The organism is Streptomyces sp. NPDC102360, assembly GCF_044766085.1.
Lineage (GTDB): Bacteria > Actinomycetota > Actinomycetes > Streptomycetales > Streptomycetaceae > Streptomyces.
In genome coordinates, this window is record NZ_JBIWLG010000010.1 from 1 (window position 1) to 24055 (window position 24055).

The following is a 24055-nucleotide window of genomic DNA, read 5'->3' on the forward strand; positions in this document are numbered from 1 at the left end:
ACATCGCCGCCCGCGGCTGGTGAATGGGGTCTCCCCTGCTCGAGCGAAGCCGAGAGCTTGGGGAAGGGTCCGCGGGGCCGAGTCACAGGCCCCTGTGCTCACCCTCATCGCGTGAGCACTGGACGCAGCCGGGCCTCGTCGAAGCCATCGACGACCCGAGCAGCAAGCCCGGGACTTCAGTCCCGGGTAGTTGACCACCCACTTCTACGACCAGAAGGCCATCTCCGGGATCTTCATGTGGGGCAAGGCGAAGGACGGCCAGTACACCGGCGACTTCGGCACGGTCCGCGACCGCGCCTCCGCCACGGGCACGCCCGCGATCGTCAGCGAGTTCGGCCACCCGCTGGCCCGGGCGGTCTCCGACAAGGCACCGACCGTCAACAAGGCCATGTACCAGGCGCTCGACTCCCGCGTCCCGGGCAGGAGTTGGTGGTCGAACCCGGCTGCCTCCGGCCCGGTGCTGTCCGGAACCCAGTGGCAGTGGGACATCTACAGCGGGCGCCACCACGAGCCGATGAACGGCAACCCCGACAACGTCAAGACCGAAGGTGACGCCTGGAACGACGAGGACATGTCCGCCGTACGCCTCGACGACTCGGGCACACCGGCCCTCCGTCAGGACGGCCGCCTCCTCGACCGCCTCTACCCGAGCGCCACGTCCGGTACGAACGTCGCCTTCACCTACGAGGACCGTTCACGGGACGGCTCCACGACCCTGACCTGGAACCCGGTGCCCAGCTCACTGCCGAACGTCGCGCGCCTCGTGGGATCGGGCCAGTACGGGCTGCTGGCCTGGCGCTCGGGCCCCGGCTCGGCCCCGACCGAACTGCACCTCCCCGCCACCTTCCCGACCGGTTCCACGACCGTCGTCTCGGACCTGGGCACGGCACACGCTCCCCCGGCCTACACCCCGCAGACCCCGATCGCCGCGGCCCCCGAACCCGGTGGCACGGACAGCCGCCGCCTGCTCCTCACCGACCAGGACTCCGGCGTGCTGCACTACGCGCTGGTGACCAACGGAGCGTCGGCGCCCTCGGCCGAGCTGCTGAAGTCGGCCCGCTCCGAGCTGTCGAACTGGGCAACGAAGACCATCGAGTGACGCGGTTTCCATGGCCTGCGGGCACTACCCGCTCGCGTCGAGAGCCTCGGCGAGCGCGTCGAGGGTCACGTCGACGATGGCGCGCAACTGTTCCGCGCCCACCTCGGTTCTGCTCATGACGGCGAGGGACTGGTTCACGGCCGCGATGTGGATGGCGAAGGTCTCGGCCGCCTCGTCGTTCAATCCGCCCGCCTTCAGCGCGGCACGCAGCCGGGAGCGCTGGAAGCCGACCGCCTCCTTTGCGCGCACGGCGACGCTCGCGCTCAGTACGGGGATCGCCAAGACGGACTGCACGACCAGGCATCCGTCGGGCACATCGGGGTCCGCGATGCGTTCCAGGGTGACATCGAAGAACGCCCGCACGGCTGCGAGCGGCCGATCGGCAGCGCACGACAGCGCGGCATCGAACTTCCCTCCGTAACGCGCGGCGTAACGCTCCAGGCAGCGCATGAACAGCGCGTCCTTGTCCCCGAGGGAAGAGTAGATGGAGCTGCGGTTGAGCCCCGTTGCCCGGGACAGGTCGTCCACCGATGTGTCGGCGTAGCCGGCCCGCCAGAACTGGATCATCGCGGCGTCGAGCGCCATGTCGATGTCGAACTGCTTCTTCCCTGCCATGCCGCACCTCCCTGCTGGTCTGCGCTTGTGCTGCCGGTCAGTCTATCTTGAACCAACCAGTTCAGGATAGGTATGTTGCCACCAGCACGCTCCACCCCGAGGGAGGGACTCCATGACCGACATGACCGACCACCCGATACCTGACCTGCCACTGCACGACCTGGCCGGCTTCACCCACCGTTGGGCCGACGCGGGCGGTGCCCGACTCCATGCGGTCGAGGGCGGTCGGCCGAACGCCCCGACCGTCGTCCTGCTCGCCGGTTTCCCGCAGACCTGGTGGGCATGGCGAAAGGTGATGCCCGCCCTGGCCGACCGGTCCCACGTCATCGCGATCGACCTGCCGGGCCAGGGCCACTCCGAACGCCCGCACGGCAGCTACGACACCCACACGGTCGCCGCACACGTCCACGCCGCGGTGGAAGCGCTCGGCGTTTCGACGTACTGGCTGGTCGCCCACGACATCGGCGCATGGGTCGCCTTCTCCCTCGCCTTGAAGTACGAGAGCCGGTTGCGCGGCGTCGCCCTGCTCGACGCCGGGATCCCGGGCATCACGCTCCCCGAGTCCATCCCGACCGACCCCGAGAAGGCGTGGAAGACCTGGCACTTCGCGTTCCACCTCGTGCCCGACCTACCCGAGACACTCCTCGCGGGCCGCGAACGCGCGTACGTCGACTGGTTCCTGAAGGTCAAGGCACTCGACCCCGGCACCTTCGACGACGCCGAGATCGAGCAGTACGCCATGGCCCTCGCCGCCGACGGCGGGCTCCGTGCCTCCCTCGCGTACTACCGGGACGCCGCCGAATCGGCGCGACTGAACCACGAGGCACTTGAGCGGCAGCGCTTGACGGTGCCGGTCCTCGGGATTTCCAGCAGCCACGGCTCCGTTCCCGACATGGCAGGTTCCATCGGGCCGTGGGCCGGCAACGCCACCGGCGTCGTCGTGCCGGACGCGGGACACTTCATCCCCGACGAACAGCCCGCCGCGGTCGCTGCCGCCCTGACCCGATTCATCTCAGAACACGATCGACACCAACCGACGCCTCCGCGGCACGGGCCAGACGTTTCCTTGACGTAATCCCTCTGTAGCTCCTTTAACGGGACTGAGATGCACAGCAATTGCTTCGCTTTCGGAGTGCAGGCGTGCGGCCGTCCCCAGGGTCCCGCCCATCCGTGATCGCCCACAGCCCGAGCCCGAGGAGGCTGAACGCGGCGCCCAGTACGCATACGGCGCCCCAGCCGGCCGCCTCGTAGAGGGAGGTCGCGGCGATGGCTCCGGTGGCGCTGCCGATCGAGTAGAAGACCATGTAGCCGCCGATCAGCCGACTGCCCGCGTCGGGATGAAGCGCGTAGATCAGGGTCTGGTTGGTGACGTGGACGGCCTGCACGGCGAGGTCGAGGAGGAGCACCCCGGCAACCAGCGCCCACAGTGAGCCGCGCGTGAAGGCCAGCGGCAGCCACGAGGCGGCGAGCAGGGCGAGTGCCGTGCCGGTGGTGCGGTGGGAGAGTCCGCGGTCGTTCAGGCGGCCGGCCACGTTCGCGGCCAGGGCTCCGGCGACACCGATCAGCCCCAACGCGCCGATCGCGCTGTGGGACCAGGAGTACGGGGGTCGGCTGAGCGGCAGCGCGACGCTGCTCCACAGGGTGCTGAAGGCGGCGAAGATCAGCAGTCCGAGCAGCGCCCGGACCCGTAGCAGCCGTTCGCGCGCGAACAGGGTGACCGTGGAGCGCAGCAGGCGCCCGTAGCGCAGGGGTTCAGGCCGGGTGCCACCGTGACCGGGCAGGACGCGGTACAGGACCGGTGCGAGCAGGGCGGTCAGCGTGGCCGAGGCCAGGTAGACGGCGCGCCAGCCGGCGAGGTCGGCCACGAGGCCGGATGCGGTGCGGGCGAGGAGGATGCCGATGACCACGCCGCTGGTGACAAGACCGACGACCCGGCCCCGCGCCACGGGAGGTGCCAGCGATGCCGCGAAGGCCACCAGCGTCTGCGTGACGACCGCGAGGAACCCCGTCGCGGCCATGCCCGCGAGGAGGACGGCGGCCGTGCCCGACGTTGCCACCACGGCCAACGCCAGTACCAGGAGCAGCAATTGGGCCACGATGAGGCGCCGGCGGTCGGTCATGTCTCCCAGCGGGACCAGGAAGAAGAGCCCGAGCCCGTATCCGATCTGCGTCACGGTGACCACACTGCCGACGAGCGCCGGGCTCATCGCGAGTTCCTGACCCATCGTCACCAGCAGCGGCTGGGAGAAGTAGACGTTGGCCACCGCGGCCCCGCAGGCGACGGCGAACAGGACGACGGTGCCGCGGGACAGGGCGAACGCGGGTCCGGCCCCACCCCGACCCTGATCCCGACGGGTGAAAGTCTCACCGTTTCCAGGCACAGGCACCCCTTCACATCTGGTTGCATGTTGCTACCAGATGTGACGGTAACGGTCCTTGGTAGCATGTTGCAACCACCTGAGGATTGGGGATGCCATGGTGACCAGAACGCGCTTCGATGACAGCGAGTGTCCCGTCGCACGGTCGGTGGACGCGATCGGCGACTGGTGGTCCCTGCTGATCGTGCGGGACGCCTTCGACGGAAGCCGGCGCTTCGGGGAGTTCCAGCGCAGCCTCGGCGTCGCGAAGAACATCCTCACCGCGCGCCTGCGCGCCCTGGTCTCCGGCGGCGTCCTCGAATCCGTCCCCGCTTCGGACGGGAGCGCCTACCGCGAATACGTACTGACGGCGAAGGGCGAGGCCCTCTTCCCCGTCATCGTGGCGCTGCGACAGTGGGGCGAGCAGAATTCCTTCGCCCCCGGCGAACCGCACTCACAACTGGTCGACCGACAGCAAGGGGACCGCCTCCGGGCACTGGAAGTACTGTCCTCGGACGGGCGGCGCCTGAACCCCGCCGACACCACCGTCCACAAGGTCGCCACCGAATAGCACCGTCCACCGGGACACCAACGGCCGGATCGCCTGTCCGTCGGGGCGGTGGACGGCCATACCCTCTCCTTGTTATTACATAAGCACGTACGGACGTGCGGAGTTTTATGGGGTTACCGCACACTGACGCCGTTGGCAGCAGCGCGCTGGAGGGTGACGTGGAGCCGATCGCCAAGCTGATCACCATCGACCGGAACAGTCCGGTCCCGCTGTACTTCCAGTTCGCCCAGCAGCTGCAGCAGCTCATCGAGAGCGGGGTGCTGCCGCCCGGCACCCGCCTGAGCAACGAAATCGCCCTGGCCGACCAGTTCGGGCTCTCCCGCCCGACGATGCGTCAGGCCATGCAGCACCTCGTCGACAAGGGCCTGCTGGCCCGCAAGCGCGGGGTGGGCACCCAGGTCGTCACCAACCGCATCCGACGTCAGGTCGAACTCTCCAGCCTGTACGACGACTTGGAGCGCGACGGCCGCCACCCGCGGACCAAGGTGCTGTCGGTCACCACCCGGCCCGCCGACGCCGAGGTCGCCGCGGCGCTGCGGATCGGCGAGGGCGTCGACGTGCTGACGGTCGAGCGGGTCCGGTTCGCCGACGACCAGCCCATCGCACTGCTGCGCAACCATCTGCCGGCGGGGCTCGTCGACCTGACCGCCGACGCCCTGGCCGAGACGGGCCTGTACCAGTTGCTGCGCCGGTCCGGCGTGGACCTGAGCTCGGCCCAGCAGGCCATCGGTGCCCGCAGGGCCACCGCGACCGAGGCCAGGCTGCTGGAGGAGAGTCGCGGCGCCACGCTGTTGACCATGACCCGTACCGCGTACGACGACGCCGGGTCGCCGGTCGAGTACGGCGCCCACGTCTACCGCGCCTCGCGCTACTCCTTCGAGATGACGGTCGCCGCCCGCTGACGGGGCGACCGCACACCCTGTCATCAGTGACCGAGCCGCGGTGCACCCAATAGACAGTATGTAAGGACAATCGGTTGACAGCCGCTTGCCGGGCCGGGCAGGCTCGGTCCCAGCCCGCACCCAAGGAGGCAAGGCCTTGACCACACCTCTCGCCCAGCGCATCGCCGGAGCGCCGATCTCCTGGGGGGTCTGCGAAGTCCCCGGCTGGGGACACCAGCTCCCACCCGAACTGGTCCTGCGTCAGATGCGCGAAGTCGGCCTGACCGCCACGGAGTTCGGGCCCGAGGGTTTCCTTCCCGTGGCCCCCGCCGACAAGGCCGCCACACTCGCCTCCTACGGCCTGAAGGCGGTCGGCCAGTTCGTGCCGGTCGTCCTGCACGACCAGGACCGCGACCCGCTGCCCGAGGTCGAGGCGGCCATTGCCGGGCTCGTGGCGGCCGATGCCGGCACCGTCGTCGTCGCGGCGGCCACCGGCGCCGACGGCTACGACGAGCGCCCCGAACTCGACGCGGCGGGCTGGGCGTCGCTCCTGGCCAACCTCGACCGGATCTCCGCCACAGCGGCCGACGCCGGTCTCGTCGCGACCCTCCACCCGCACGTGGGCACGATGATCGAGTCGGGCGAGGAGACGCGGCGCGTGCTCGACGGCTCCGGCATCGGGCTCTGCCTCGACACCGGGCATCTGCTCATCGGCGGCGGGGACCCGGTCGCCCTCGCGGCCGAGCGGCCGGGCCGGATCTCCCACGTACACCTCAAGGACGTACGCATGGACCTGTGCGAGCAGGTGGTGGCGGGCAAGATGCCCTACACCGAGGCGGTCGCCGCCGGGATGTATGTCCCGCTCGGCGCCGGGGACATCGACATCGCCGCGATCGTCCGAGGTCTTGAGTCCGACGGGTACGCCGGGTGGTACGTGCTCGAACAGGACACCATCCTGGATTCGGCGCCGGCCGCGGACGGCGCCGGCGGCCCCGTCGAGGAGGTGCGCGCCTCGGCCGCCCACCTCCGCTCACTGGCCGCCGACCTGGAGGGCTGACCATGGCTCACGAACTCGTCACCATCGGGCGCAGCGGGGTCGACATCTACCCGCTCGACCACGGCGTCGGCCTGGAAGAGGTGCGGACGTTCGAGAAGTTCCTCGGCGGCAGCGCGACGAACGTCGCCATCGCGGCGGCCCGCCACGGCCGGGGCGCCGCACTCATCACGCGCGTCGGCCGTGACCCCTTCGGCCGGTACGTCCAGCAGGAGGCCGCGCGTCTCGGCGTGGACCCCGTACACATCACACCGATCACGGATCCTGACGGTCCGCCGACCCCGGTGACGTTCTGCGAGGTCTTCCCTCCGGACGACTTCCCGCTCTACTTCTACCGGTACGGGACCGCCCCCGACCTGATGATCGAGCCCGGCTCGCTGCCGCTGGACGACATCCGTGCGGCCGATGTCTTCTGGGCGACGGTGACGGGCCTGTCGGCCGAGCCGAGCCGGTCCGCCCACTTCGCCGCCTGGCAGGCCCGCGGCCGGCGCGCCCACACGGTCCTCGACCTCGACTACCGGCCGATGTTCTGGTCGGGCCCCGAGGAGGCGCGCCGACAGGTGGAGCGCGCCCTCGGGCACGTCACCGTGGCCGTCGGGAACCGTGAGGAGTGCGAGGTGGCCGTCGGCGAGACGGACCCGCAGCGGGCCGCCGACGCGCTGCTCGACCGGGGCCTCGACCTCGCCATCGTCAAGCAGGGGCCCAAGGGGGTCCTGGCCGCCACCCGGGACGAACGGGTGGAGGTCGCCCCCTTCCCCGTCGAGGTCGTCAACGGCCTCGGCGCGGGCGACGCGTTCGGCGGCGCCGTCGTGCACGGCCTGCTGAGCGGCTGGGACCTGCGCCGGACCATCGCGTTCGGCAACGTGGCGGGCGCTCTCGTGGCCTCCCGCCTCGCCTGCTCCACCGCCATGCCGACCACGTCCGAGGTGGAGGCGGCCCTCGCGTCCGCCCCGGGGGTCCAGACCGCGGGGACCGCATGATCAACGCCGCACAGCTGACCCGGATCCGCGCCCGCGAGCCCGAACTCATCGGCCGCTCCTGGCAGAAGCGCTCCCGCCGCCCGGTGAGCGGGGACGACGGCCGCCTGCTCATCGTCGCCGCCGACCATCCGGCCCGGGGGGCTCTCGGCGTCCGGGGCGACCCCGGGGCCATGGCGAGCCGCACCGACCTCCTCGACCGGCTCGCGACCGCCCTGTCGCGGCCCGGCGTTGACGGTGTGCTCGGCACCCCCGACCTGCTCGACGACCTCCTCCTCATGGGTGCGTTGGAGGACCGCATCGCCATCGGCTCGATGAACCGGGGCGGGCTGCAGGGCGCCGCCTTCGAGTTCGACGACCGGTTCACGGCGTACACCGCGGAGGCGATCGCCGCCCAGGGGCTCGACGGCGGCAAGACCCTCACCCGGATCTGCCTCGACGACCCCGGCACCGTACGCACACTGGAGGCGACGGCGGCCGCGGTCACCAGCCTGGCCGAGCACGGCCTGATGGCCATGGTGGAACCCTTTCTGACGGTGCGCCAGGACGACGGCGGCCCGCACAACCTCCTCGACCCCGACAGCGTCATCCGGTCGATCCACATCGCGAGCGGGCTCGGCGCCAGCAGCGCCTACACCTGGCTCAAGCTGCCCGTCGTCGACGAACTCGAACGCGTCCTGGACGCCACCACCCTGCCGACCCTCCTCCTCGGCGGCGACCCGCAGGGCGATCCCCATGACACGTACGCCTCGTGGGGATCGGCCCTCGAACTCCCGGCGGTGCGGGGGCTGGTGGTCGGGCGGGCGCTGCTCTATCCGCCGGACGGCGATGTCTCCGCGGCCGTCGACGTCGCGGCCGAACTGGTCCATGGGGGCGGCGCATGAACGCGTCGCGATCACCCTCCCGTCCGCGCCGGCACGGCTGACGGGCACAGACGGCCGAGCGGTTCCTCACCGCTCAGCGGGCGAAGTGCCACCCGGCCCGAGCTAACGACGGCGCGAGAGGGCCTGAGCGCGGCCGGAACGAAGGCACGGCCGGCCTCGCGGCCAAAGCCCCCGAGTTGCCCTGGGGTTGGCGCTGCCGGAACAACCAGAGTCGGCACGAATCCGGCAACGCCGGCGCACAGAGCCATACCGGTTCCGGCAAACCCTCACTCGGTCAGCGCATTCACCTGCATGATGGGTCTGTGACGGACTTCGCCGAAATCATGCTGCCCGACGGCACCTCTGTGCGGATGGAGTTGGCGCCCGTGGGCAATGCCCACGACAGTGTCGGCAACGGCCTACCGGGAGGCGTCGACGGTGTTTCCCCGATCGGCCGGGGAAACCGGGCCGTCGCCATCGCCACCGACACGCTGCGCACCGTGTTGCGTCCCCTCGGCCCGCTGATCCAGGAAGTGCACGCCGCGGTGAGTACGGCGCACGATCAACCCGAGGAGATCACGGTGCAGTTCGGCGTGCAGATCGGGCAGGACCTGAAGTTGGGCATCGTCGGGGCCGGCACTCAGGCCAACCTTTCCGTCTCGGCGACCTGGCGGCCGTCACACCGAACGGACTGAACGTGGGGTGGTTCCGCAGCGCGAGTGACGACTCGCGGCCCCCCGCGGTTTCGATCCTGAGCCGGGTGGACGACGAACCCGTCGGGTCGGGCGTGCTGCTGTCCGACCAGCAGGTGCTCACCTGCGCCCATGTGGTCAACGATGCCCTCGGCCGGGACATGCTGGACGTCCAGGACCCCGGTCCTGTCGCCCTGCGACTGAGGGTGTTCGGACCGGACAACACCGAGCTGTACTCGGCCGAGCTGACGACCTGGATCGCTCCGCGCCCGGGCGAAGGGGGACTCGGGGCGTACGAGTGGAACGGCGACCTCGCCGTACTCCGCCTCGACTCCGTACTGCCGCACGGCATCCGTCCGCCCCGCTGGCGGCCTATGGCCGAGAAGCAGCTGGTGCGTGCCTGGCACGGCAGCGCGGAGCGCGGTTTCTTCGCCGACGCCGAAGTGACCGAGTGCAACGGCCGGTTCGGTTACCTGGATGCGCCGAGGGACAAGCTCGCCGTCGGCCACGGCTACAGCGGTGGCCCGCTGTGGTCCGGCCAGGAGCGCGCGGTGGTCGGCCTTGTCACGGCGAAGCTCAACACCGACGGATCGTTGCGGCGTGCCTGGGCCATTCCCTGGCAGCGGATCCGCGACGAACTGGATCGTTCCGGTCTGGCCCACGCCACCGGGTGCCCCGGCGATGACGAGGACGACGGGTACGGGGATCCCCAATACACCGAACTCGTCGCCCTGTTGAGGCGAAGCCGGAGCCGCTCGGTGGACTGGGCCGGCTGCGGGCAAACCGTGGCCCGGGCCTTCGGTCTTGACGGTGGGGAGGGAGAACCCTCTGCCGAGGAGTTCGCCCGTCTGATGTTCGCGCGGGATCGAGCCCTGCCCGTGCTGGTCGGGGAGTTGCGCACTCTTGCCCCGGACCTGGCCGACGCGCTTCTCCTGGTCGGCCGCGGCCCCCGCTTCCCACGACTGCTCACGCCTGCCGAGCACGACATCCTGGTACGGCGCCTCGATGCGTTGGACGAGCCTTCCGTCGCCCGCGCACCGGCCGCTCTACGAGCGGCGCTGCCGCTGGCTGTCGTCCCTGAGCCGCTGGTGTCCCGGATGTCCCGCGGGGAGGGCAGCGGCGACCTGGTGCGCTATCTCGAGCAGTTGCCCGCGGACAGTGCGTCAGGCCACGTCACCATCGCCCCCGGTCACGTTTGGCAGACGCCTCCCGTCCCCGAGTTGGTGCGCGCCGTCGAGTTCCTGGCCGCCGGCTGTCCAGTGGAGCAGCAGCATGCCCTGCGCCAGTGGAGCGAGCGGGTCACCGAGCGGCTCGCCGTCCATCCCTCCGCCCTGTACGACCGCCGCAGGGACGCCGAGGAGTGGGCCAACCGGCAGCATCAGGTGTCGACGCCCCCACGGCTTCTTGTCGAAATCTCCTCGTGCAGTGCGGCCGACGGCTCGCCCCGCTATCGGCAGCGGCTGTGGTACGACGACGGGGACGGTCCCCGCCGGATCTCCGCGGACGACGCCCGGCCGCGCACCGTGGAGGACGCGGCGCGCGAGATCTTCGACGCGCTCGGTCCGCTGCACCCCCGGGCCCCCGACAGCCCGCTGCCGGTCGTGGAACTCGTCGTCGACCGTGAGGAGTTGGAGCTCCCGGCCGACGAATGGCGCGAAACGAAGTTGGACGGACTGCTCACACGTGTGCTGGGAGCCGAGTACCCCCTGGTCATCACCTGCCCCGAGCTGCGCGAGCTGGGTGGCCCGAGCTTCGAAGCACAGTGGCAGCAGCGCTGGCAGTGCCTTGACGAGGGCGGTGTGTTGCGGGTGACGCATCCCGAGACCGATCAGTTCAAGGTGTACGGCCTGCTGGCGGAGAAGCGGAACGTGTCGCAGGTCGTCATCGATCTCCCCGCGAAGACGCGAAGTGCGGTCGTCCAGACGTGTCTCCTGCTGGGCGTGCCCGTGGTCCTCTGGGACCGTGGTGACACCCGCGGCGCCCTCACCAGCCCGCACACCTCGAACGCCCCGGTGCGCTGCCTCCCGGAGGCCGTACGCGTATACCGCGCGAAAACACTGCAGCGACCGGAGGAGTTCGCCGGTCGACCGGTGCTCGCCTGGTCCGACGCCGACCGCGCACAGCCGTTGCCACAGCTCGAACTCAGCGACCCCACAGAGTCCCTATGACCCGCCATCACTTCGACGACCCGGTCGAGACGGAGGTTCTTCGATGAGTACGCAGGCGGACTGGCGGATGTTCCGCGGGGACGGACAGCGGCGCGAGGAGCCCCTACCGCCGGCCCCGCCGTGGCGCCGCTTCGGCGCGCGCCCCTCTCCGACCGGTTCGGCGGAGGGCCCGGACCACCTTCCCTACCTCATCTCGCCGGAACACGCCGACGTGGTGAACGCTGCCGTGCACCTGCGCCGCCCCCTCCTGGTCACAGGTCATCCCGGCACGGGCAAGTCGTCGCTGGCGCGGGCGATCGCCCATGAACTGGCGCTGGGGGACGTACTGCACTGGCCGGTGAACAGCCGGTCCGCCATCACCGACGCCCTTTACCGCTACGACGCCATCGGCCGGCTGCGGGAGACGACACTGAGCCGCGACCGGGGTGAAGAAGAGCCGCCCATCGGCAGCTTCGTCCGGCTCGGACCGTTGGGCACATCGCTGGTACCCGCCGCACGGCCCTCGGTCCTGCTCGTCGACGAGTTGGACAAGGGGGATGTCGACCTGCCCAACGACCTGTTGACCGTCTTCGAGGAAGGGGAGTTCGAGATCCCCGAACTCGCCCGCCTGCCCGAGGAGCAGTCGACGGTCGAGGTGCTCACCGCGCGGCCGGGCAGGCCGGCCCGCGTCGTACGGGGCTGGCTGAGCTGCACGGAATTCCCTGTCGTCGTCATCACGAGCAACGGTGAGCGGGACTTTCCGCCGGCATTCCTGCGCCGGTGCGTCCGCCTGGAGCTGCCGACGCCGGACGAGGCGCGGTTGCGGGCGATCGTCGCCGCCCATCTCGGAGAGACGGCAGCGGTGGAGGTCGGGGATCTGCTGGACGCGTTCCTGCAGCGCCGCGCGACCAAGGAGCTGGCCACCGACCAGCTCCTCAACGCTGTGTTCCTGCGGGCGGGAGGCGTGGACCTGTCCGCGGACGGACTGCTGGACGCGGTGCTGCACCGCTTGGGCGGGGCGGTCTGAGCCCGTGCGAAGGGCGGCGGACAGTGACCACGGCGCCCCCGGGCCTCCTGGTGGGCACTCGCCGCTCCAGCGTCTGGACGAAGCCCTCTCCGTCCTGGCCGACAGCGGCGTCGAGCTGTCCCACGACGAGCTTCTGGACACGTTGTGGCTGGCGGGCCGGCTGCCCGCGGAGGCGGTGGACGCACCCCTGCGACGGGCCCATTCCGGCAGGGAACCGTGGCCCGCGGGCGTCGACGGGCGGCCGGTACGCGACGAGCAGGAAGCGGCGGAGCCCGACCGGCCCACCTACCATTTCCCGGTGCAGAAGGCCCCGGGCGGCGGGGCCGGCGACCTGTACGCCGCGCCCGGCCCACCCAGCGCGTCGGCTCGCACCGGTTCGGACGGAGCGATGCCGCTACGCGCCCCCGAGGCCAAGGCGCTGCGCGCCGAGCTGCCGATCGGTCGGGCGCTGCGCCCGCTGAAACAGCACCGGCCGAGCCTGGTCCGCCAAGAGCTCGACGAAGTGGCGACGGCGACGGCGTTCGCCGATTCGGGCCTGCCCGATGTCGTGACACGGCCGGCCCGGGAGCGCTGGCTCGACCTCGCGTTCGTCGTGGACGACGGGATGTCGATGCTGCTGTGGCGGCGGCTCACCGTCGAACTGCGCACCCTGATGGAGCGCTCGGGGGCCTTCCGGATGGTGCGGGTCCACGGCCTGCACACCCGGGGGACGGAACCCCCGGTGCTGCGTTCGCGGCCCTACGATCCTGGTGCACAGGACCTCCCGCCGACGGTCCTGTCCGATCCCACCGGGCAGACCCTCGTCCTGGTGGTGAGCGACGGGGTGGGGTCCGCCTGGCGGGACGGACGGATGCCCGCCGTTCTCGAGGAATGGTCGGGGCACGGGCCGACGGCCGTGGTCCACGCGCTGCCGCGGCAACTGTGGGACGGCTCGGGGATCCGCGCGGAGCGACGGCTGGTGACGACGCGGCAGCGCGCTTCGGCCCACACGTCCTGGACGGTGACGGACCCGGTGCTGCCGGCAGCACTGTCCCGTTTCAGCGGCGTACCGGTCCCAGTGCTGGAGCCGGATACGGCGTCCCTTGCCGCATGGGCACAGCTCGTAGCCGCACCGGGCGGCTCTGCGGTGCTTCCCCTGCTGGCACCTCCCCGCCGACGCCGCGGCGCCGGGCCCGGAGCGTTCACCGACGGCCCGGGCGACGTGCGGCGGTTCCGAGATGCCGCGTCCCCCGAGGCGTACCGTCTCGCGATCCATCTGGCGGCCGTCGCACCGGTGTCGGTGCCGGTGATGCGTCTTGTCCAGGATTCCGTGCCGTGGGCCGCGGACACCGGGCACCTCGCCGAGGTGTTCCTCGGCGGGCTCCTCCGGCCGGTGGACGAGGACGGTCGGCAGCCCGTGCCGCCCCAGCACCGGGCCTTCGACTTCACCGATGCGGCGCAGCGGGCGCTGCTCGGAGCGGTCCCGGCCGCCGAACTGGTACGCACCGGCCGGGCGGTCGGCCGCAGACTGGAACAACTCGTGGGCCGCTCCCCCGACTTCCCCGCCTGGCTCGCCCACCCCGACGGCCCCGATCGCCTGCCCCCGGGAGCCCACCCCTTCACCTCGGTCGAGGACGGGCTCGTGGGCCGGCTCGGGGCACCACGGCACACCGCCACGGACGTCGACGCGGGGGAAACCGTGTGTCCGAACTGCGACGCAGCGTTCGAACCGGGCGACGGGTTCTGCGGTGCGTGCGGGCAAGACCTGAGCGACGCGATTCCGGAGACGGCGGAGTGGCAGTTGCACGACGAGTGGGTCACGGAGAACATCCTCTCGACCGACACGAGGACCGGATGGGAGCGCCTTCCGGACGGGGTGTGCACCCTCGGCCCTTACACCCTTCACTTCGTCAACAGGACGGGCGCACGGGCGCTCGCTTATCTGGGCCGTGACCGGCACGGCACCGAGGTCGTCGTGCGAGCGCTCTATCCGGACTCCGACGACGACGATGTGCTCCTCCTCGACACGGCCGTGAAGGCCCTGCACCTCATGGCGGGCCAATACGCTCCCACGCTGCTCAGGCACAACACCACGGGCTCCAGGCCATGGTCGATCGAGTCGTTGGTCCGCTCCGCCGACGGCTCACCGGCACGGAGACTGAGCGACTTCCTGCAGGACTCCACACCCCTGCCCCTGCAAGAGGCGGTGTACCTGGGGCGGCAGATCGCGGACGCGGTGAGCCGGTGCCATCGGCTCGGCATGACGCTGACGGACTTCCACGAAGCCACGGTGCTGGTCACTCCCAGCCAGGTGACACTCACCGGCTGGACCTCCGCCATCAGCGAGTCCTGGGGGGAGACCCGTTGGACCTACGCGAACCAGGTTCTCCACAACGTCAGGACGCTCGGCGGCATCGTCGGACGGCTCGCACAAGGAACGGAGTACGCACCGCTCCTGGACATCCTCCAACGCTGTACCGAGGCGCATTCCACAGAAACAGCGCCGACCGCCCAGGAAGTCACCGACGTACTCGCCCAGTCCTTGCGGTTCACCCCGCCCGCACCACTGGGCACGGCACCATCGACCGGCTCACGGACGACAATCGGCCACATCGACGTCGCCCACAGCACTCCGGCGACCCGCCGCCCCTTCTCCCGGCTCGCGCGCGTCTTCAAGGGTTCCAGGGCCACTGAGGACGAGTCGCGGCGGAACATCCAGCTCATTCGTGCGCCGCTGCTCTCCTGCTATCGGATCGCGGTGATCTCGCTCAAGGGTGGCATCGGCAAGACCACGACCACCGCCGCGCTCGGCGCGACCCTCGCCACCCTGCGCCAGGACAGGGTCCTGGCGATCGACGCCAACCCGGACGCCGGCACGCTCGGCCGCCGCGTGTGTCGCGAGACCGGCGCCACCATCCGCGACCTGGTGCAGAACATCCCGCACCTGCACTCGTACATGGACATCCGCCGGTTCACCTCGCAGGCCCCGTCCGGCCTGGAGATCATCGCCAACGACGTGGACCCGGCCGTCTCGACGTCCTTCAACGACGCCGACTACCGCTCCGCGCTCGACGTCCTGGGCAAGCAGTACCCGATCATCCTGACGGACTCGGGCACAGGTCTCCTCTACTCCGCGATGCGCGGAGTCCTCGACCTGGCCGACCAGTTGGTCATCATCTCCACGCCGTCCGTCGACGGCGCGAGCAGCGCGAGCACGACCCTCGACTGGCTGTCGGCGCACGGCTACGCGGACCTCGTCCAGCGTTCCCTCACCGTCATCTCCGGTGTCCGCGAGACCGGCAAGATGATCAAGGTGGACGACATCGTCAGCCACTTCAAGACGCGCTGCCGGGGCGTGGTCGTCGTCCCGTTCGACGAGCACCTGGCGGCGGACACCGAAATCGACCTGGCCCTGCTGCGCCCGAAGACTCGCGCGGCCTACGTCGACCTCGCGGCCCTCATCGCCGAGGACTTCCCTTCAGCTCGAAGGATCGACGCTCCGGACATGCCGGGTGATGAGCCCGGGCCCTGACCGGCGGGCCCAAAACTCCGCGCCTGCGCCCAGGCTTTGCATTTGCAGGTTTCTCGGAAATTCCTCGACCTGGCACCCCGGGGCAGAAGTTTCTCGACCCGTCGGGCATGGCGCCTTCCCGACCAGGCACCGTCGCGCACGCCGACTCCACCTTGAGAAAACATCACCACAAAAGCCCCCACCTGCGCGAAGGCGCTTATCGACCGGACTCCATCATGCCGCGTTCAATAATGTCCATTACTTGTCCGCATTTGACATCCCCGCAATTGCAGCACACGCCCGCCCCGTGGAGGCCTTTCGGCGATTTTCACCCCACGCGCGCCAGATTTGCCTTACCGAACCGTATGAATAGCGATCGACGGGGGTGAAGCGCTAGCGTCCTTTGACGCAGGACAGGAAGCGGCCCCGGGTCGGCTGCACACCAAGACCGGGGCCACTCAGGCAAGTTGACCGATCAAGTACCTCAACTCAGAGGAGCAAGGCTCATGTTCGATCATCTCCCAACTGTCGGCCGTTACCGGCGTCCAGTTGATGACGAAGCTACTCTTCCGCGGCTGCGTCGTCGCGAAACCCGCGTATTGAGTGCCTGGACAGGCACGCTGCAGTTGAGCGCCTTCCTCGCGCTCGTCGTGCTGCCCATCGTGCTCCTCACCGACGCCTGGCAGGCACCCACCGGTGTCGGTGCCCTCGCTTTGACGCATGCACTGACCCGCCGCTCCTTCATCCGCTACCTGCGGATAGGCCACAGCTGACCCATCGGCCTCGCGGCGGTGGTTTCAGCACAACCACCGCCGCGCGGTCGAGCCGGGCACAACAGGAGAGGGAAGCGACCCGTGGGTGACAGGGGAGACAAAGTGCCCAAGCGTGACGCGGGGGACGGTGACTGCCTTTACTGCAAGCAGCCGTTCCAGCGGAAGAACCCGGTCGGGCGACGCCAGGTGTACTGCTCACCGGGCTGCCGCCGCGACGCCCAGCGCGAGCGGCGGCACGGCCGCGCAAGGGTGGCGCCCCCCGTCAGTCCGCTGCCGCTGGGACGAAACGTCGCCGAGGACCTCCAACTCCTCGTCGCCCGACTGCTGTCGGCGGAATACGAAGGACAGACTCTGACTGCACGGCTGCGACTGGCCGCGGAGGTGAGCCGGGAAGTGGAGTACTACACCTCGGCTACGGTGCAGGCGGAGCGCGCCGATGGCAGCAGCTGGGAGCAGATAGCCACCGCCGCATCAGTGAGCTCCGCGACCGCGCGGGCGCGCTGGTCGCGCAAGGAGGTCGGGCGCCGCCTGTCCCGCCGGGCCGCGGACCGGGCGACGGCCCGGCAGCCCGAGGCGGCCCGACCGACACCCCGGAATCCGGGGGGCGAGCAGGCCGTCCCCGACGCCGCGCCACGACCCGGCGGCAAGCTGGCGGCAGCCCTCTCCTGCCTGCACCGTGAGAGCGGGCTGACCATCAAGGAGGCGGCCGAGCAGGTCGGCTCCGGCCTGTCGGCACCCTACGTGTCACGCATCCTGTCCGGGGAGCGCCTGCCGACCTGGGAGGTGACGGAGGAACTGGCCGTGGTGTGTGGAGGCGACCCGGCCGAGGTGCGGGCACTGTGGGAACACGCCCAGGGCATGACTCCCCCGGTGCGGCACCCACTGTTCGACACCGTGCACCGGCTGCACGCCGCGCTGCGCGGCCTGCATTTGTCCGCCGCACGTCCGAGCAGTGAGCGCGTCAGCGAGGCCAGCGGCGGCCTCCTCACAGCCGAGCAGGTCACGTCCATACTCCACGGGCATCTGGTGCCGACGTGGCCGATGACCGGCGCGTTCATCAAGGCTCTTGGCGGCTGGCCTGCCGATGTCCGGCCACTGTGGGAGGCCGTCGAATACGGCTTTCTCGCCGACCTCGAACCACAGAGCACAGAGACCAACGACGGGGCACCTTCCGGTCCTGAACCCGATCTCCCGGAGGCTCCATGAGGTCCGCCCTGTGCCGCAAGAACCCCGCACAGCCCTGTCCCCTCGGTACTACGGTCACTGCAGAACACTTGGACCATACAGCCGAGTTGGCCGTACAGCTGCCGCCCGACTACCGGGCCTTCTGCGCGCTGTATCAGGATGCCTACCTGCGCTACACCCAGGTCCGTATCCGCGACGTACAGGCCGGACGCCGCATAGTGGCCGGCGCTCTGGGTCTGCTCGCCACGCAATGGCCGCACGCCCTGACCACCATCCGCCCCACAGAGGTGGCCTGGGAACTGTTGCGCTCTCTGATCGGCCGCGCGGGCCGCGCGACGGGAGGTGGGCCGAACAGTGCCGGGGGCTGTGAAGTGCTCTACCGGGCCCTGCCCGCGATCCAGGCCGACGCCGTCATTCTGCGCCACCGCCTGTTGCTCGACGCTCGATCCAGTGCCGAACTCATGGGCACGGAACCCTTCACCGTAACCTGCCAACTCACGCTGGCCTACCGGTCGTTGCCCGTAACGTTCGCCGACTGCTTGCAAGCCGCGCCTGGAAGCACTTCCGCACGCAACCCCGCGTTATAGCCAAGTACCCCATTCCATCGCGAGGTTCCGACACACGACCTCCCCCGCTCTGACTACGATGAAAGTTCGCCGTTCTCGGGGGATCCGCATGAACACCAGCGACGAGTCTCTGTCACGCACCATCGATATCAATCGGCCCAACCTCGCCCGGATGCAGGATTACTACCTCGGCGGCAAGGACAACTACCCCGCCGACCGCAGAGCGTGCGAGGAGTTACTCGAATACGCACCGAGTGCCCCCACCGTGGCACTGAGCAATCGCCGCTTCCTGCAACGGCTCATCCCCTACCTCATCCTTGAGCACGACATTCACCAGTTCCTCGACCTCGGCTCCGGACTGCCCACCCGCAACAACGCGCACGACATCGCACACGATGTCGACCCGAAGACCCGCGTCGTCTACGTCGACAACGACCCCATGGTGTTCGCCCACGGCCGGGCCCTGCTCGCCGGCGCGCAGCGCACCGCGGTCATTCAGGCCGATCTGCGTTCACCGCGGTCCATCGTCGAGCACCCCGGCGTGCAGAAACTCATCTGCTTCAAGGAACCCGTGGCCGCGCTCTACGTGTCCGTACTGCACTGCATCCCGGACACCGACCGACCTGATCGGATTCTGCGTGACATGGCCGACCTGCTGCCTCCCGGCAGCGTCCTGGTAGTGAGCCATCTCATCAGCGACGACGCCACCGTCCGGGAGGCCGTCACTGACCTCATGCTGGACACACTCGGCGGACAGTGGGGAAGAGTTCGCCAACGCCGCGACGTGCAGAGCTACTTCCGCGATCTCACACTCCTCGATCCCGGTCTGGTCGACATCGACACCTGGCCCACCGGGACCGCGCCCGCCCGCGAGCCGTCCAGCCATGAGTGGATCGAGTACGGCGGAGTCGCCAAGATCGCCTGACCGCAGCAGCCTCCCCCGTTCCACGACTGACGGGGGCTCACCGGGCGCCACCTACAACGACTGCGCCTTCGCCTTGAGCAGCCGAATGGTGTCGTCCGGGTCCACCGCATAGTTGAGGAGCGTGTCAAGGACCGACCGGTAGGGGTCGCACGCGACGCGGCCGTCCAGGAACCGCGCGCCGTCCAGGTCCTCCAAGTAGACGGTGTCCGGAAGCCCCAACTGATCGAATCGCAGATATGTGATCGGGTTGGTGACCGGTGGGCAGTAGTCATCGCGCATCTGCGTCAACTGCAATGTGATGTGCGGCTCCTGGGCCGCTTCGACCAGGCGCTCCAACTGCTTGCGCATCACCTGGTGCCCGCCACCGGGCATCCCCAGCACATTCTCGTGCAGCAGCACCCATAGATTGGGCGCATCGGAGCGCCACACCAGCTCCTGTCGGCGTAGCCGCAGTTGGACAAGACGATCCACTTCGTCCGGCGTCACATACGGCTTGCCGCGCGCCACCCAGGTCGCGTACTCCTTGGTCTGAAGAAGTCCGGGGACGAGCTGCAACTCGTAGGTACGGATCGTCGAGGAGGCTTCCTGGAGCGCTATGAACCTGTCGAACCAGTCCGTCAGGACGTCGTCGAAGCTCTTCCACCACCCCGCGTTGGGCAGCTCGCGCACCAGCTCGACACAGAGCGCGATGTCCCGCTCGCCGACACCGTAGAGCCTCAACAGCACCGAAACGCTGTGTTCGGTAATCCCCTCGCCCCAGTTCTCGATGCGGCTCACTGTCGATGCATGGCAACCGAGGACCTCCGCCGCCTGCCGCGCCCCCACGCCGGCCTCCTGGCGCCGCCGCCGCAGCAGCCCGGCGAGTACTCGGCGCAGCACCGTGGGGTTGTGTCGGTCCGGCTCGCGAAAGACATCAAGGTCGGGGAGGTGAAGCGGATGGGTGGCGAACATGCGGGCTCCTGTGGGGTCAACTGTGCGAACGAGTTTTCCACCCAGGAGCCCGCTGGGGGCCCAAATCCCTTTATTTACCTAGAGAGTTACGCAACCAACGCGTCGAAATCCCCCTCCTTCGCGCCAGCCAGGAAGGCGACGACCTCGGCACGCGTGTAGATCAGCGCGGGCCCTTCCGGGTCGCGGGAATTCCGCACCGCGATCGAGCCGTCCACCAGCTCGGCCATCTCGACACAGTTGCCGACGGCCGCACTGTGCCGACTCTTGACCCACCGCACGCCACGAAGCGACGTGGCGGGAACACCATTCAGAACAGAGTCCATTCGAGCCTTCCTCCTCCGTCTCATTCGAACGCACTCCCCCGCAGAGAAGAGACTGCCGAGTCACGCTGCGTACACAAATGCGCCCCAACCCCAACGAGCACAATTTCACGCGCAATTGCCCAGGCCTCCTCTCGACCGGGATACTGAAGGGACCAGGGCCGCTCCCGTGCGGTCGACTTGCCGTCTCACGGGGAGGGCCATGCGGACGCAGGCAGTGACTACAGCGTGTCACGCACAACCGCCCAGTGGTGCACTGAAACGAGTCGAACAGAACTCGACACAAGACGGCGTCATTCCGTCACCAACGGCGCATGAATGGGGCCTGTCTCTCGGAATTGCCACGTCCGGATTCGCCGCACTCGTCCTGGATCCTCGACCGGGTGACGCTATGAACCTGCGCACGTTTGTCTCGAATGCCCTGGATGAATGGGGACTAGCTGCGCACACTGAAGAGGTCCTGCGCGCTGCCACCACCCTGGCGGCAGGAATGAACGCCACAGAGAACGCGGACACCGACCGACAACAGAGCGTGTCCCACAGGTGGTTGGGGCTTCTTCGGAGACGTCGCTCCGTCATATGCGTGGTGACGGAACTCCGTCCCTGGAGAGAGGACAAGGAGCTTCTTCAAGGGCCGATTCCCTCGGATGACGGCCACACCGTCTGGACCACAGTCCGCTATTGAACGGACGCGAGCACAGCGCACTCCCCCGTCACGCGGAGTCTGTGTCGACGCCGGCCGAGCCCATCAGCCTCACACCATGTTCCACCGGCAGCAGCGCGACGCGCCACCGGGTCGACGGGCCGCCACGGAACCGGAACTTCCCGCTTCTGCCCGGCCGTTCGGTCCACCCGCGCTGAACGCGCGTGCCGCGGCCTGCTCCCTGGGAACTCGCCCGGGTGCGGCTTGTCTGTACGCTGACAAATGAGCCGGTTTCCTCTAGCCTCTGGAATTCCGGAGCGAGTTCCTTCCCCCCACATGATCCGCCGCTGTGCCGCTCGAAAATCACGTGGCCGAACTGGCCGAAACGGCCGAAGGTGAGGGGAAATGCGGAAGAGAATCGTCCGTTCTCGATTAAGAGTGAAAGCGACACTCTTGTCGATCGCAGTGTCCGTGGCGCTGGTGAACCTGCCCGCCGTCGAGGCGCAGGCCGCCGATCCGGTGCGGCTTCCGCCGGCCGCTTGCGCGGGGATGGCCGCGCCAGGAGACGACGGGAACTCCGTCGACGACGAGAACCACGCCGCCATCCGGCTCGACCTGCCGGCTCCCGACGGCGAGGTGGCGGTCGACGAACAAGGCAAGATCGACCTCAAGGGCATCCTGCACAAGCAGGCGAGCATGGTCGACCTCGCGATGGGCCGTACCGTCACGACCGACTTCACCATCGGTCCGCCTCCGGAGGGTGTGTCGGGGTGGGCCTCGTCGTGGAAGACGCGCCTGCGTCCGCCGCAGCTCGGCGAGAACCTGGTGTGCACCCGCGCCGAACGCGAGCCGAAGCGGTTCGCGCGGGTCCTGCGCTCCTTCGACATCGTCGACAAGATCGCGCCGAGCAACGTCACCGGACTGAGCGTCGGCGACATCACGCACAACTCGGCCACGGCCAGTTGGTCCGCGGCCACCGACAACTACGGTCTGGCCGGCTACGACATCAGCGTCGACGGCGGGCCCGCCGTGCGGACCAACAGCGCGAACCGCTCGTACACCATGACGGGCCTGCCCCCGGAGACCGAACACACCATGTCCGTCGTCGCCGTGGACCTGGCGGGCAACAAGTCGCCGACCCCGGCCACGAAGACGTTCAGGACCGCCGCGACCCCGCCCGACCCCGATCCCGAGCTGAAGCTCGACGTGGAGGACGGCGGCGCCACGGCCACGTGGCAGCCCGACCCCAACGGCGACGTCACCTACCGCACCTACCTGGACGGTGAGCGCCTGGCCGAGTTCCCGATGAAGCAGTACTGCCTGGACGACGCGGGCAAGCCGGCGGACCCGTGCACGGCGCAGAGCACCATCACGTACCCCATCGAGTCGCTGGAGTCGGCCACCGCGTACTCGTTCCGCGTCGAGGCGGTCAAGGAGGACGGCACCAAGTGGCGTGACTTTTCAGGTGACTTCACCACGAAGACGGTCGCACCCGCGGTCCCCGACGCGGTGACGCAACAGGTCACCAGCGAGAGTTCGCAATGCGTCGCGCAGGGCGGTGACTTCTACGTCGCCAAGAGCGTGCGTGCCGACGTCACGGTGCCCGGTGGCAGCACCGAGGTGTTCCCCGGCTGCTACACCGCCGCCGACGCCAGCTGCGTCGACGAGCACATGCCGCCGGACGAGGACGAGAAGTTCGACTGCACGGACGATGTCACCAAGCTGCTGCGTGATGTGTCGTCGCCCGGCGGTGGACCGGCGCTCTCCTCGCTCTCCTCGTCGAGCGGCGCCGACTCCACCTCCGGTTCCGGCGACAAGGTGACTCCCCTGTTCAACCCCGGCAACCCGATCCAACCGGTCGTCTGGTGTCTGGAGAGCCGCGCCTGCACGATCCTGCTGGCACCTCCGGTGGAGGCGGCGGCAGGCGCCGCGGTGTCGTCCGTTCTCGCCGCGGTCATCTACTGGGTCGTCGTGATCGCGGGCGCGATCATCGTCGGCGTGCTGCTGGGAGCGCTCTGGTCGATCATCGACGCCTCCCCCATCGCCATCGGCGGCCTCCTCGAGTACCCGATCGACCACACCACCGACTTCGACACCTACGAGGACTGGGGGCTCGAAGAGGGGCAGTGGTACCAAAGCCTGGCGGCATACGCCCAGTTGATCAGAACGACGAAGGAGGCGAGCGACGAGTTCGATCTGCCCTTCGCCTGGACCACCGCTGAGGACTCGTACATCCGGCGGACCATCGACGAGGCCTGTGCCAAGCAGAAGAACGCGTCGAGCAGCATCGCCCCGTGCGACGACGACGTCGCCTTCTACGTCCCGGGCGGGAAGAACTACCGGTTCAGGGACATGCAGCAGACCGGGGATCACATCGTCGAGGCGATGGACTACCAGCATCCGCAGGCCCCGCAGCGCGTCCAGTGGCTCGCTCCCGGACGCAGTCAGGGCGGCCAGGCGGCGCGGAATGCGGGCTTCTCGCGTGGCTGGTTCGACACGGCGCAGTTCCAGCCGAACGCCTGCACGGGGCGGGTCGCTAAGGTCTGCGACGAGTTCCCGTTCTGGACGACGACCCAGGCGGTCAACCTGTCGGGCCCGACCGCATCGATGAAGCCGGTGCCGCTGGCAGAGGCGGGGCCGCAGGGCTCCGACATCTCCGGCTTCTACCGGAAGTGCAAGGTCAAGGACGCGGAGAAGTTCGTCGTGCTGCCGATCAAGTCGTGGGTCCAGGCGGGTGCGCCGAGCTTCGGCTTCCGGGTCAACGGAAGCGGTGCCAACCTGTGCATGAAGCCGGAACGGCCGTAGGGCGCGGGCACGGCAACGTCAGTGCATAGGTAACTGCCCGCCCGCTGAGCTCCGGCTCAGCGGGCGGGCGGAGCCCAGGTCGGGTACGAAATCAGGTACGAGATCAGCGAGTTC

19 protein-coding genes and 1 pseudogene are annotated in these 24055 nt (G+C 69.3%); 16 read left to right on the forward strand and 4 right to left on the reverse strand.

The features are described 5' to 3' along the window. Positions 1–196 precede the first annotated feature (196 nt). Positions 197–1099 (forward strand): annotated as a pseudogene (locus tag ACIRHA_RS31415) (endoglycosylceramidase); the annotation flags it as partial. Positions 1100–1123: 24 nt separating this feature from the next. On the opposite strand, the gene ACIRHA_RS31420 reads toward ACIRHA_RS31415, so the two are convergent. Beyond that, positions 1124–1714, reverse strand: a complete 591-nt coding sequence (locus ACIRHA_RS31420; RefSeq protein ID WP_403852903.1) for a TetR/AcrR family transcriptional regulator — start codon at positions 1712–1714, stop codon at positions 1124–1126. A gap of 112 nt (positions 1715–1826) precedes the next feature. Here ACIRHA_RS31420 and ACIRHA_RS31425 point away from each other — a divergent pair, with 112 nt between their 5' ends. Continuing rightward, positions 1827–2789, forward strand: coding sequence for an alpha/beta fold hydrolase (locus ACIRHA_RS31425; protein ID WP_403852905.1), 963 nt, complete (start codon positions 1827–1829; stop codon positions 2787–2789). A gap of 16 nt (positions 2790–2805) precedes the next feature. Here ACIRHA_RS31425 and ACIRHA_RS31430 read toward each other — a convergent pair whose 3' ends face one another. Further along, on the reverse strand, positions 2806–4095 hold the full coding sequence (locus tag ACIRHA_RS31430; RefSeq protein ID WP_403852907.1) for an MFS transporter: 1290 nt from the start codon (positions 4093–4095) through the stop codon (positions 2806–2808). 94 nt (positions 4096–4189) lie between these two features. Here ACIRHA_RS31430 and ACIRHA_RS31435 point away from each other — a divergent pair, with 94 nt between their 5' ends. The 13 genes from ACIRHA_RS31435 (at position 4190) to ACIRHA_RS31495 (ending at position 19222) form a co-directional block, all read left to right on the forward strand. Next, the gene (locus ACIRHA_RS31435; RefSeq protein ID WP_403852909.1) at positions 4190–4642 is read left to right on the forward strand and encodes a winged helix-turn-helix transcriptional regulator; all 453 of its coding nucleotides are present in this window, start codon (positions 4190–4192) and stop codon (positions 4640–4642) included. A 158-nt stretch (positions 4643–4800) separates the two neighbouring features. Beyond that, a complete protein-coding gene (locus tag ACIRHA_RS31440) occupies positions 4801–5544 on the forward strand; it encodes a GntR family transcriptional regulator (RefSeq protein WP_403852911.1) in 744 nt (247 codons plus the stop codon). 136 nt (positions 5545–5680) lie between these two features. Continuing rightward, positions 5681–6580, forward strand: a complete 900-nt coding sequence (locus ACIRHA_RS31445; RefSeq protein WP_403852913.1) for a TIM barrel protein — start codon at positions 5681–5683, stop codon at positions 6578–6580. 2 nt (positions 6581–6582) lie between these two features. Further along, positions 6583–7557, forward strand: a complete 975-nt coding sequence (iolC, locus tag ACIRHA_RS31450; protein WP_403852915.1) for a 5-dehydro-2-deoxygluconokinase — start codon at positions 6583–6585, stop codon at positions 7555–7557. Next, a complete protein-coding gene (locus ACIRHA_RS31455; protein ID WP_403852917.1) occupies positions 7554–8438 on the forward strand; it encodes a deoxyribose-phosphate aldolase in 885 nt (294 codons plus the stop codon). Before iolC ends, ACIRHA_RS31455 begins: the two co-directional genes overlap by 4 nt. A gap of 302 nt (positions 8439–8740) precedes the next feature. After that, on the forward strand, positions 8741–9112 hold the full coding sequence (locus ACIRHA_RS31460) for a CU044_2847 family protein (RefSeq protein ID WP_403852919.1): 372 nt from the start codon (positions 8741–8743) through the stop codon (positions 9110–9112). 65 nt (positions 9113–9177) lie between these two features. After that, the gene (locus ACIRHA_RS31465; protein WP_403852920.1) at positions 9178–11277 is read left to right on the forward strand and encodes a trypsin-like peptidase domain-containing protein; all 2100 of its coding nucleotides are present in this window, start codon (positions 9178–9180) and stop codon (positions 11275–11277) included. 43 nt (positions 11278–11320) lie between these two features. Beyond that, positions 11321–12283 carry an AAA family ATPase gene (locus ACIRHA_RS31470; RefSeq protein ID WP_403852922.1) on the forward strand — a complete coding sequence of 321 codons (963 nt, stop codon included), beginning with the start codon at positions 11321–11323 and terminating at the stop codon, positions 12281–12283. Positions 12284–12287: 4 nt separating this feature from the next. Continuing rightward, positions 12288–15794 carry an SAV_2336 N-terminal domain-related protein gene (locus ACIRHA_RS31475; RefSeq protein WP_403852924.1) on the forward strand — a complete coding sequence of 1169 codons (3507 nt, stop codon included), beginning with the start codon at positions 12288–12290 and terminating at the stop codon, positions 15792–15794. Positions 15795–16279: 485 nt separating this feature from the next. Then, positions 16280–16546, forward strand: a complete 267-nt coding sequence (locus ACIRHA_RS31480; RefSeq protein ID WP_403852925.1) for a hypothetical protein — start codon at positions 16280–16282, stop codon at positions 16544–16546. A 102-nt stretch (positions 16547–16648) separates the two neighbouring features. Beyond that, positions 16649–17752, forward strand: coding sequence for a helix-turn-helix domain-containing protein (locus tag ACIRHA_RS31485; protein ID WP_403852927.1), 1104 nt, complete (start codon positions 16649–16651; stop codon positions 17750–17752). A gap of 86 nt (positions 17753–17838) precedes the next feature. Continuing rightward, on the forward strand, positions 17839–18318 hold the full coding sequence (locus tag ACIRHA_RS31490) for a hypothetical protein (protein ID WP_403852929.1): 480 nt from the start codon (positions 17839–17841) through the stop codon (positions 18316–18318). Between the two features lie 88 nt (positions 18319–18406). Further along, positions 18407–19222 carry an SAM-dependent methyltransferase gene (locus ACIRHA_RS31495; protein WP_403852931.1) on the forward strand — a complete coding sequence of 272 codons (816 nt, stop codon included), beginning with the start codon at positions 18407–18409 and terminating at the stop codon, positions 19220–19222. Between the two features lie 51 nt (positions 19223–19273). On the opposite strand, the gene ACIRHA_RS31500 is transcribed toward ACIRHA_RS31495, so the two are convergent. Next, a complete protein-coding gene (locus tag ACIRHA_RS31500) occupies positions 19274–20173 on the reverse strand; it encodes a helix-turn-helix domain-containing protein (protein ID WP_403852933.1) in 900 nt (299 codons plus the stop codon). Positions 20174–20259: 86 nt separating this feature from the next. Beyond that, complete coding sequence (locus ACIRHA_RS31505) at positions 20260–20496, reverse strand: DUF397 domain-containing protein (protein ID WP_403852935.1); 237 nt, start codon at positions 20494–20496, stop codon at positions 20260–20262. Positions 20497–21589: 1093 nt separating this feature from the next. On the opposite strand from ACIRHA_RS31505, the gene ACIRHA_RS31510 reads away from it, so the two are divergent. Further along, positions 21590–23941: a fibronectin type III domain-containing protein gene (locus ACIRHA_RS31510; protein WP_403852936.1), complete on the forward strand. Its 2352-nt coding sequence runs from the start codon at positions 21590–21592 to the stop codon at positions 23939–23941. Positions 23942–24055: the final 114 nt, after the last annotated feature.